Here is a 10,557-nt window from a genome sequence, read left to right as displayed (position 1 = left end):
CTCTTAATATTTCTTCCTTCAATTCTTTTGTATAAGTTCTTCCTCTCATGGCTTACCTCCAATCACTTTCTACATTATAATAAATGTATAGGCAATTGTCCAAATCAATTTAGGGGCTTATGAGAATCCACCCGAACAGTTTAGAATTATATCATCAATATCTGATGCTCCAATTCCTAAAAGTCCTTGAATGATTTCAACAAACAAACTTACTATAAATATAACTAGCCAATTGGCTATTAACCTTTTATCGTTTTTGAATAATGGCAAATATGTACCAAGTGGAATAAAAATAACGATATTGCCAACCACATTACCAAAAGCAAATGCTTTAATATTCGGAGAGCTGCCATGTATATATTCTATTATACTATAGAAAGGAATAATATTAATTGACCTATGCTCCAAATGCGAAACTCTTGATAAGAACAATATTTTAATTAGCAAAAGTATATAGCAAATAAAAACACCATACAAAAAAATTGTTTTAATTCTATCTCGTTTATTCATAATACCTCCATTTTTTATTTCATACCTGCTTATTCCACTTACATCCTAACTTCAAAGTCTATTCATAATATAGCTTGACCATATTGAATCTATTTTTTATGATCTCTACTTCATTTATAGTATCATACTTCTATTTTATAATGTATATCTTACAAAACTTATAAAAATTTCTTAAATAAATCTTAAATTTTAAGATTTTTAAATCTTCCAATGAAAGTGAAAATTTCCTCAAACCAACCTGAGGGAATATAAAACACGCTTTAATTTTTTTATTTCTTCTTAACAGGAATCCAGACTTCACTATAAGCGTAATCTTTTTTATCCTTATCCATTTTAGTAAAAGAAAAAGAAGGAACATTGATCACCTCATAATCCGAAGAAGGAAGCCATTCCGAATAGATTTTCGCCATTGTTTCTTGCAGTGTAGAAGGAAATGGTCCTTCATTTGGGAATATGGCCCAAGTACAAGCTTCAACTGGCACCTTTTCTAATATATCACTTACTTGATTTTCAGTAGTTAAAACTCCTATCATATGAGTTAAATATCCTTCTTCTTTTAAAAAATTAGTGTCAGACTCATAAGAAGCATTAACAACTTCATAAGGTTCTATATTTTGAAGAGCATGCATTTCTTTTCTTTGCTCCTCCGTTATACTTAGTGCAAGCTTCACAATCTCCTTATTAACGCCTTCAAATTGCATAGGTACACGTTTACTTACACCCACTAAATTAAACGCTGGTTTGTCTTCAATTCTAAATTCCATAGAAACTCCTCCCTTTATGGTTATTATGAATGAAAGTTTGGGAAATGATTTACTTATGCCTTTTTTTATTACATCTGAGGGTAAAAATCCACTCCATTTTTTAAATGCTCGAGTAAATCCGTCCATTGACTGATAACCATATTTAAAAGCAACATCTGTTACTTTTTCTCCATGTAATAAATCCTTACATGCTTCCGACAATCTTCTGTTTTTTATATATTCACTAAGAGTCAATCCTGAAAGATAAAAAAATATCTTTCTAAAATGATAATCAGAAACACCAGCATATTCAGAAATTAATTCAAGAGATAAATCATCAGTTAAATGTTTTTCAATGTAATCAATCACCTGGTTTAATTCCTTTAACATTGTCTCCCTCCTTTCATATCTACATAATACCAAAGCTGCTTTAAGCATGCTCGACTTTTTTGACATAAAAAATATCGAACCTTTACTTGAATATTGATTAAAATTCAAGCGTTACCATTCCGCCTCCTGTAACAGGTGAATTTGCTACTGTAAGCCTCCCACCATGCTGCTTTACAATAGAATCTGCAATATATAGTCCCATACCATAATGTAATTTTGAACTACGACTAAAATCTTCTTGATAGAATTGTTTTGTTGCATTTTTCAATGCTTCCATAGAGAATCCTTTTCCATTATCATAAACTATAAATCTCACTTTCCTATTTTCCACGGAAATTGAAACTAAGATTGACCCGCCCTCTTTAGAATAGTCCACAGCATTAGAAACTACATTCATAATGGCTCTTTGCATCAATGAGGTGTCCAAGTTAATAACATCTGGCAAATTCTTTTCTTCAAACTCCACTTTTAATTGCTTTAGTGAAGCAATAGCATTTATTTGGCTATACAATTCATCTAGGAATGTTCTCATATCAACATCTTGCCGCTGAAGCGAATAACCTATCTCCGCTTTAGACAGGTCAATCAGTATTTGAACATATTCTTCGATTTGATGTGCATTTTTTAAAATATAATTAGTAAATTCTTTTTGTTCTTCCGTTTGCTCTGTATCATTCAACATTTCCCCGTTCCCAAAAATAACGGTAAGGGGTGTTTTAATATCATGCGCCAACGCAGAAATCTGCATTTTTCTTGCCTGCTCAATCTTCCACTGTGTTTCCAGTGACTTTTTCAGCTCATCTTTCATTCTATCTATAGAACTTAGTGTCTCATCAATTTCTAGTATGCCGCTATACTGAACTTCAAATTCAAGATCTTTATTCTGAATTTTCTTCGTTGCATCTTGCAGTGGAATTAATTTTCGGCTGATTTTCCTACCATAAAAACGAGAAAGAAAAATAATCTCTATAAATACTGAAGCCAAAATGCCATAGAAAAAAACAATTCCCGGCGCAAGAAAATGATTGCGAAAAAAGTCAGAAGAGAATTGGGACATGGCTGAATATTTCAAAATACATATCTCCTTTTGCCGTTTAATAGGAAAATAACATTCTGCACTCAAACCTATTCCTGACGTTCTTCTTCCATCTTCAATGATATTACGTGCTTCAGCAGCTTCAAATTTAGTAAGATTTCCTGATAAAAAATCTCCACTTGTGCTTATAACAGCATATTTACAAGTTTTAGGAATCAGTTCCTCAGTAACAGTTTTTGCAGTCATAATCGCTGATTTTTGCCTTTCAATTGATTCCTCCACATCTCCTACAGAAATAATAAATCCTGTTTTCAATAAAATAAAAGATAGTCCTATTCCAATTAATATAATCAATAAGAAACCTGCAAAAATAGACAATAGATATTGAATAAAAAATACTCTTAATTTAGTGTTTTTATTTTTTACTCCCATTTATAACCGATCCCCCATACTGTTGAAATCGGCGCCACATGATATGCATCCAGCTTTGCTCTAATATTTTTAATATGCACTGCGATTGTAAAGCTGTCACCTTCTGCATCGTATCCGCAAACAGCATCGTAAATCTGTTCTTTAGAAAATACTTGTCCTCGATTTTTTGCCAAAAACTCACAGATACCATACTCTATTTTTGTAAGAGATACCTTTTGTTCATCTACTAACACTTCTTTTGCCCCGAGATTAAATGCTAAACCAGATACAAGCATTATATTCCTTTTTTCACGAGTTTCTCTGCGCAGATGGGCATTTATTCTTGCTCGCAGTTCTCCTGTGCTGAATGGCTTTTTTATATAATCATCAGCCCCAACTCCAAAACCATACATCACATCATCTTCCATGGTCTTAGCAGTAAGAAATAATATAGGACAATCAACAATATTTCGTATTTTTTGGCAGTAGGTAAATCCATCAACCTTTGGAATCATAACATCCAACAATATTAAGTCAAATTGATTAAGGCTACTTGTGTCTATCTTTTCAGAAGATTCCTCAGTAGTTACTAGATGGTTATCTTTTTGTAGTGCATTTTTTACGAGAGCCAGAATATCTGGCTCATCATCAATTACAAGAATTCTTGCCAAGAAAAATCACTTCCTTTCTAACTCATATACAGTATAACTACTCAGATACCATAAAGCAACTTTTCCCATACTATACACTCATTTCAAGTTATTCGTAAAATTTTTTTCCCTCCCAGTTTGTAAACCACAAAAGGCTTATTACAAAAACTATAATATTTGCAGGAACTGCTATGATTAAACACTTTTGTATTTCTTGGTAACCTACGACCATTGTAGGATTAAGCCAAGTGTATACAAGGTTATCGCAGAGACGTGCGCACCATGTACAAGGAATGTAATACCACTTTCCATCTCCAAGCCCCGTCAAAGCTAAAGCAGAAATCAAACTTTCAGCAATTCCAAGACCTATGGAGGCTCCCATGCCGTACTGGAGACTGACAAAAAGATGCAAAATATATAAGAAAACACTACCAGCTATTAACAAGACTGCAGCTTTGAAATACATCATACCTGGAGCGGACTTAAATCCCAATGCAAAAATTCCTATAACAATAGCCACTGATAAAATGTTCAGCATAAGCATAACGGCTAATTTGCTTATATATACTGCTATACGCGATTTTGCACCGCAGAGCATGGCCTGAAAATTACCGGCCTGAGATTCCTGCTCTGCTGTCTTTCCACTGATAAACCCAATCATTAATGGAAATGTGATGCCAATTACCTCAAGATATCCGCTGATTTTCGCATCTATTTTCCATGGAGAAATAGAATAATAGGCAATAAACAGCACAGCTGTAAACAGTGGAATCATAATGTGTATCCACAGCATAGAGGTATGCTTAAGCTTTTGAAAATCAGCCCGAATACAACATATTAAAGTTAACATCTTACATTACCTCCTGCTTTTGAAACCATCTTGCAGTCATAACAAGCAGTAGAAGAAACATAACAATAGCTAAAATAATACCTACAGGAACCACGTTCCAATTTAGTAGTGCGTCCCCTTTTAATGCCAAAGTACCATTTGGTAGAACCCCCAGCACCGGACACATTAACCGTGTCCCCCAGCTATAAGGACACGCCCACCAAAAGGATTCTGTTGCAGCAAAAATGTCCAGCGCAATTCCTATTGCAGCATTGACTAATACCGCTACCATAAGACCGAATTTTTTTGATAAAAACAAGCAAAAGGGAATCTGCCAGAGCGAAACAATAATCAGAATTATGGTTGCAACCACCATCTGACTTACTGCTATCGAAGATGTAGGATTAATTAAAAACTTTCCTAAAATTATTCCTAAAAGATGAATTAAAGAAGCTGCTAAAACATAAAAAGAAATCAACAATACTTTGGAAATCCATATTTTTTGCAAGGAAACTGGAAGTACAAATACTGTTCGGTAATGCAACTTTTTTTCTTCTATCTGATTAACTAGTGCTGTCATAAGCGTAATAAAACCAGGTAATATTGTAGTGTACCACCAGTTGTATCCATCTTGTACAAAATATATGCCGGAAATTCCAGCAAGCAGTACCATAAACATAGGTGCAATAAAAACCAGCTTTTTTGCAAAGGTTCTTTTATATTTAATATTTTCTGCTTTTAAATAATTTATCATATTAAGCACCTTCCTTTTTATCCTTAGCCACAACCTGCATAAACAGTGATTCTAAATCTTCATTAGGAGTTATTTTAGCTTGGTAACCTAACATTCCATTATTAATGATGCCAATATAATCAGCAATTAGTTCCACTTCAGAAAGGATATGGCTTGATAAAATTACAGTTATGCCTTGTTCAGGAAAAGACCTTATAAGCTTTCTTAAATCCTGAATACCAATTGGATCAAGTCCATTTGTTGGCTCGTCTAAAATTAAAAGCTTCGGATGATTTAACAAAGCTATTGCTATGCCAAGGCGCTGCTTCATGCCCATAGAAAATTGGCCGGCACGCTTTCTACCAGTATGTGACAAATCTACAATCTGCAATACCTCATCAATTCGTTTCTCTGGAAGACCTAGAAGAAGCGTGCGTACTTTAAGATTTTCCCTTGCAGTCAAGTTTTCATAAAGCGGAGGTGATTCAATCAGGGCCCCAATATCTGCTAAATCCTTTCTACTCCATGGATGACCTTTAAATATGATTTCTCCAGATGTAGGATGTAACATTCCAGTAATCATTTTTAAAGTAGTGGATTTGCCTGCTCCATTTGGTCCTAGCAGCCCATAAACGGAGTTTTCAATTACTGATAATGAAATATTACTAACCGCACGTTGTTTTTTAAAATCTTTGCATAAATTTCTTGTTTGCAAAATTATACTCATAAACATATTCCCTCCTTCTTTCTATAATTAACTATAAAAAAGAAGTTTAAAGATTTTATAAAGAAATTCTAAATATGCAAACAAATTGCTAAATATCTAATATTGAATATTTGTTATATCAATTTAAACTGATATAATTATAGTTGAAATATGGTTAATAAGTAAAATTTATCCTAAACCTATTTATGAAAGGAAGATTAACTTGAGTATCCATTATGAAGTTGTTTCTGAAGATAATATTATTTGTATTAAAGACTTATGCAACGATTTAATGGCTTATCAAAAATCCAAAGCACATATCCACCCTGAGTTCTTTGATAATATGTGTTTTGAAACAAGAATGCTCCCTTCTGTTAAGAGTGCTAAAGCAAACTACATAGTGACAGCTAAAGAAGATAATGAAATTGTCGGGTATGCCTACAGTACCATTGCATCAAAGAAGATATACTCTGGCGGATTTGCCACTTTACAATGTGATGCCTTCTTTGACTTCGATTCTGTAAAAACTGATGATGTAGGCAGTCTCTCCCAGTTTTTTATAAAAGATGGCTACCGTAATACTGGTATTGGTACAACAATGTTCAATATGTCTATGAATTGGTTAAATTCATTTGAAAGGATAAATGACCTGTTTATCTTTGTATCAAATGGAAATGATAATGCATTAAAATTTTACAAAAATAGAGGTTTTAGAGTAAGTCACCAAATACTCGATGGCTTTATTATAGTGCTTAGGAACGCTTAATCCTTGTATATTTATTATAGGAAAGTTGTGGAAGATAATTCGTAAGTTTAAATACAAAAGCACCTATTATCAATAGATGCTTTTTTCTATAACAAAGACTATTTTTACTTTAATTAATTTTAATCCCGTGATAGCTGTAATACTACCTTCTCAATAAATTCTTCTGCATTCCTAATGTCTTTATAATTTGGATGCCCTTTTGATAATCTGCCCATAATATCAAAAATCTTATTCTTGCTGAACTCATGAGCCACAAAGCTTCCTTTACATGCAAAACTGCCCTTATTTATTGCTCCTTTTGAGACTAAAAGTTTAACTGCTTTATTGTTATAAAACTTCATCCCAATTCCACTTGTTGAAAATACAAAAACATTTTTATCCTTTAAATTTAATTCTTCAATGCACTTAAATAATTGTGGAGATAAGCTTTCTTTATAAACTCCAGATCCAAATCCAATTAAATCATAATTATCAGTTTCAATTTCTTCAATGTTCTCCAAGTTCTTTAAGCTTATTAAATCAGCATTAATTTTATTAGCAAACACCTTAGCTATTTTTTCAGTGTTATTCTTATAAGTAGAAAAATATATAATTAGAGATTTCATAAATTACATTTCTCCTATTCATTTTATTTTCTATATTATTTTTAAAACATATCCACACTAAGTAAAGTCCCCCAAACAATCAGTCTGAGGGAATACAAGCCATGTTTCAATTTTTATTAAAAAACTCCAAGGCCATATTTTAGCCTGCTTAAAGTATTACATAATGTCTTAACCTTATCTATAATATTATACACTGAATCTCTCTACCATATTACTTAATTTCTCGCTGTTTAACAATGTAGCTATCATTAGTGTTTGCTTAGATAGGCGTGCTGACTCTTTCATTTCTTCCACCCTTTTTTGATTCCATCTACTTTCGCCTAACTTATTCAAATCCTCCACTGATGTCTTAATAACACCTTTATTATGAATAGCTTCTGTTTTATATATAATCCTTTGCATTTCTGTAGTTACTTTTTCTTAATTCACCTGAATCTTACCTATAATGTCATATTGGAAAAATTACTTATACTTATTACCATATATCATTTTTGCTTGCTTAGTATAAAACTCCACAAATTTTGTTTTTGCATTAGTATAAGCATCTCTATTATGTTCATATTGTTTCCATAATGATAATTTCAGTTTTTCATACTCTTTTGCCAGCTGATAATTGTCATTCATAAAATCTCTAAAATAAAGCTCATCATTATCGCCCGAAAGTCTAATGTGTATGTGAAATACTCTCTCAGCAAATCCATACTTTGTATATCCCTTATTAAACACCATTCTTGTATTGCTTTTGGACATACATAGATATCCACTCTCTAATAATAATGACTTTACAGAATCAAAATCACTTTTATTTTTAATTTCAATAAGAATATCAACCGTTGGTTTTGCCCAAATTTCATTAATTGCTGTACTCCCAATATGACTAATTCTTGTTATTTTTATATCATCAAGTATTTTTCTTAGATTTTTATATTCGTCATCATACCATTCTTTCCATTCATTGTTATGTTCTGTTAATTCAATCGGGAACAATTGCCATAGTTCTTCTAAGCTCATTTTTGATAGCTCTTTTTGCATTAATTAACATCTCCAATCCATCTTACAAATATTGATGATAGTATACATCCTTATTAATAACAGCAATTAATAGTGAAAATCAAGCAATCTATTTTAATATTTTTACTGCCAATGATAATCGCCTTATTTGCCCTTATCAGATATCAGTCTTCCATAAGGTGTTTTGCAATATAAAGGATTTCTTCTTGTCTATCAGCGGAAAGTTGCTTAATATAATTTTTTAGGTATAATTGTATCACCTCTTCCTCTTCTGATAAATCTACAGCTTGAATATCTGAATTAAACGGGTGTCTTTTAATCATTGCTGCAATCTCAACATCTCCAAGAATATTAAACAGCGAAATAAATTCATCTTCTTCTAATTGTGCATCAAGTAATATATCATCAAGATCATCCAATGATTTTACTTTTTCCTTTATAAGCTCTAACTTGTCAGATGAAAATCTACACCTAAGCAGTTCTTCTATTAGCCTTCTATATTCTTCATCATCCATTTTAGCACTAGATTGAAAGTGGATTTTAGGTTCTAAATCTGGATTAATCGGGATTGTGAATACTTTACTGATGGTATTTAATTTTATTGCATTTTCTATATTAGCTGCAATCTTTGGTAAACTTTCTTCAATATATTTTTGGAGAGAAAGATTTGTAATGCTTAACTCTTCAAATATATTATTAATCGCCTTATGAATATTTGACATAAGCGTATCATTATCATATTTTAGTAATTTTTCATATAGACCTTGAATATCTTCTTCAGTAATATTAAGTTCCTTAACGTTACGATTAGCAAGAGAACAAGCTAAAGCTGCTTTTAATACTTGCTCAAAAATATTTATCAATAAATCTGCATACCTTCTATCATATCCATAAAGCAAATGATGAATTTTATCTGCTGCAAAATTTAAGCAAAATTCATTCTCAAGGTATAAATTTTTAAGATATTTTTCAATAAATTCTATTCCAACCAAATCATTAATAGGATTGCAAAGCTGATAATCAATGGAAGCAGGAATATCATGAGCCTCATACTCTAAGTTGTATGACTTAAAGAAAATCCCGATTCCACTTTTACTAAGTGTAGAATTATAAGAATGATTTAGTGTATTTATTCTATTTTTCCGAACAATATTATAGACATTCTTTGCCATTTGAAATCTAGTATTAATTAACTTTCTACCTCTCTCATATAGCTCAGAGATCTTTACTGTTTTTAGCTTCACTGCAGCTTGATCTGGATCCGATAAAGATTTTAAGTACAATCCTATTGAATAAAGATTAGATTTCATAATACTTTCAGCAGTTTCAACTCTTATAGAACTGCTTTCCCCCATATTATATCTATCGCTTTTATATGCTAAGAGATTAATACACTGCAGCTGAATATTCTCTAAATCAGAATCATTCAAAAGTCCACAAATATATGCCTCCTGTAAAATAGAATTAAAATAGAATTCACTGCTTAATTTATTACTATTAATGATACACTGCTTTTCAATATTCCCCATCTTCATCCTCCTCTTCATCTTCATTATTCTCTGAATAATCAAGATCATATCCATATCGTAAATTACGAGCCATTTTATCAAGTTCTCGCCCTGATAGCAGTTCCAAAGATCCTTGACATTTTCCATCAAAGGAATTTTTCATAAACTTTATGAGTTCATCATCGCTTATTAAATCCAAGGTTTCATTTTTATAAAAATAAAAAATTTCAATCAACTCATGAAGTGTTTCCACATAGTTATGCTTAGAAATATAAGGAGAGTCGCAAAATTCTTTGATTATTTTACTAACTACGCCGCCCCCAAATTCAATACGTCCATAACGTTTTAGTGAAAAAGTTCTCGTTTCAACCAGTTCAATAGCATCTTGGGTAGATAAAGTCAATCCAAATCTAAAAGTAAAATCATTGCATTTTTCAATTTCAGCAACAGCTTGTTTTTGCATCAAGGATGAAAATGCATTCATAATCTCAAATGGCATATATCCACCTCCAAAGAAAAGATAAATATAAGTATTTTTCAAAATACCTATTGACACTTTATTAAAAATATGTTATCGTTAAATTAGATAATTATATTTGCGCATTAATGTAAATTTGATTATATCACCTAATTATGATAAAAACAATGCTATAAATAAA

General features: G+C 31.7%; 12 protein-coding genes and 1 pseudogene. 1 reads left to right on the top strand and 12 read right to left on the bottom strand.

Translation table 11 applies throughout. The annotated features are described in order from the left end of the window. Positions 1-126: 126 nt before the first annotated feature. From CPAL_RS13280 to CPAL_RS13250, 7 genes and pseudogenes are all read right to left on the bottom strand, one after another. Positions 127-510 (bottom strand): annotated as a pseudogene (locus CPAL_RS13280) (VanZ family protein); the annotation flags it as partial. Positions 511-779: 269 nt separating this feature from the next. Beyond that, on the bottom strand, positions 780-1,643 hold the full coding sequence (locus CPAL_RS13275; protein WP_061858182.1) for an AraC family transcriptional regulator: 864 nt from the start codon (positions 1,641-1,643) through the stop codon (positions 780-782). A 97-nt stretch (positions 1,644-1,740) separates the two neighbouring features. Next, the gene (locus tag CPAL_RS13270) at positions 1,741-3,111 is read right to left on the bottom strand and encodes a HAMP domain-containing sensor histidine kinase (RefSeq protein WP_106024828.1); all 1,371 of its coding nucleotides are present in this window, start codon (positions 3,109-3,111) and stop codon (positions 1,741-1,743) included. Then, positions 3,102-3,761 (bottom strand): response regulator transcription factor, encoded by a 660-nt coding sequence (locus CPAL_RS13265; RefSeq protein WP_106024827.1) that lies wholly within the window; start codon positions 3,759-3,761, stop codon positions 3,102-3,104. The genes CPAL_RS13270 and CPAL_RS13265 overlap by 10 nt, the downstream gene beginning before the upstream one ends. Before the next feature lie 88 nt (positions 3,762-3,849). Next, entirely contained in the window at positions 3,850-4,590 is a 741-nt protein-coding gene (locus CPAL_RS13260) for a lantibiotic immunity ABC transporter MutG family permease subunit (protein WP_106024826.1), read from the bottom strand. A 1-nt stretch (position 4,591) separates the two neighbouring features. Beyond that, positions 4,592-5,323, bottom strand: a complete 732-nt coding sequence (locus CPAL_RS13255; protein ID WP_106024825.1) for a lantibiotic immunity ABC transporter MutE/EpiE family permease subunit — start codon at positions 5,321-5,323, stop codon at positions 4,592-4,594. A gap of 1 nt (position 5,324) precedes the next feature. Beyond that, complete coding sequence (locus tag CPAL_RS13250; RefSeq protein WP_207654944.1) at positions 5,325-6,035, bottom strand: lantibiotic protection ABC transporter ATP-binding protein; 711 nt, start codon at positions 6,033-6,035, stop codon at positions 5,325-5,327. Between the two features lie 196 nt (positions 6,036-6,231). Between CPAL_RS13250 and CPAL_RS13245 the strand changes: the two genes are divergently transcribed. Next, the gene (locus CPAL_RS13245) at positions 6,232-6,774 is read left to right on the top strand and encodes a GNAT family N-acetyltransferase (RefSeq protein WP_106024823.1); all 543 of its coding nucleotides are present in this window, start codon (positions 6,232-6,234) and stop codon (positions 6,772-6,774) included. Positions 6,775-6,893: 119 nt separating this feature from the next. On the opposite strand, the gene CPAL_RS13240 is transcribed toward CPAL_RS13245, so the two are convergent. The 5 genes from CPAL_RS13240 to CPAL_RS13220 all read right to left on the bottom strand — a co-directional run bounded on the left by CPAL_RS13240 (position 6,894) and on the right by CPAL_RS13220 (position 10,397). Continuing rightward, a complete protein-coding gene (locus tag CPAL_RS13240; protein ID WP_106024822.1) occupies positions 6,894-7,379 on the bottom strand; it encodes a flavodoxin family protein in 486 nt (161 codons plus the stop codon). 186 nt (positions 7,380-7,565) lie between these two features. Continuing rightward, a complete protein-coding gene (locus CPAL_RS13235) occupies positions 7,566-7,781 on the bottom strand; it encodes a hypothetical protein (protein ID WP_061858184.1) in 216 nt (71 codons plus the stop codon). 60 nt (positions 7,782-7,841) lie between these two features. Further along, positions 7,842-8,411, bottom strand: a complete 570-nt coding sequence (locus tag CPAL_RS13230; RefSeq protein ID WP_061858185.1) for a GrpB family protein — start codon at positions 8,409-8,411, stop codon at positions 7,842-7,844. 143 nt (positions 8,412-8,554) lie between these two features. Continuing rightward, positions 8,555-9,919, bottom strand: coding sequence for a DUF6179 domain-containing protein (locus CPAL_RS13225; RefSeq protein ID WP_106024821.1), 1,365 nt, complete (start codon positions 9,917-9,919; stop codon positions 8,555-8,557). Then, the gene (locus CPAL_RS13220; RefSeq protein ID WP_106024820.1) at positions 9,906-10,397 is read right to left on the bottom strand and encodes a DUF6323 family protein; all 492 of its coding nucleotides are present in this window, start codon (positions 10,395-10,397) and stop codon (positions 9,906-9,908) included. The genes CPAL_RS13225 and CPAL_RS13220 overlap by 14 nt, the downstream gene beginning before the upstream one ends. Positions 10,398-10,557 lie beyond the last annotated feature (160 nt).

Source organism: Clostridium thermopalmarium DSM 5974 (assembly GCF_002995795.1).
GTDB classification, from domain to species: domain Bacteria; phylum Bacillota; class Clostridia; order Clostridiales; family Clostridiaceae; genus Clostridium_H; species Clostridium_H thermopalmarium.
Note: the sequence above shows the minus strand (reverse complement) of the source record. Positions and strands in the feature narration are given on the sequence as shown.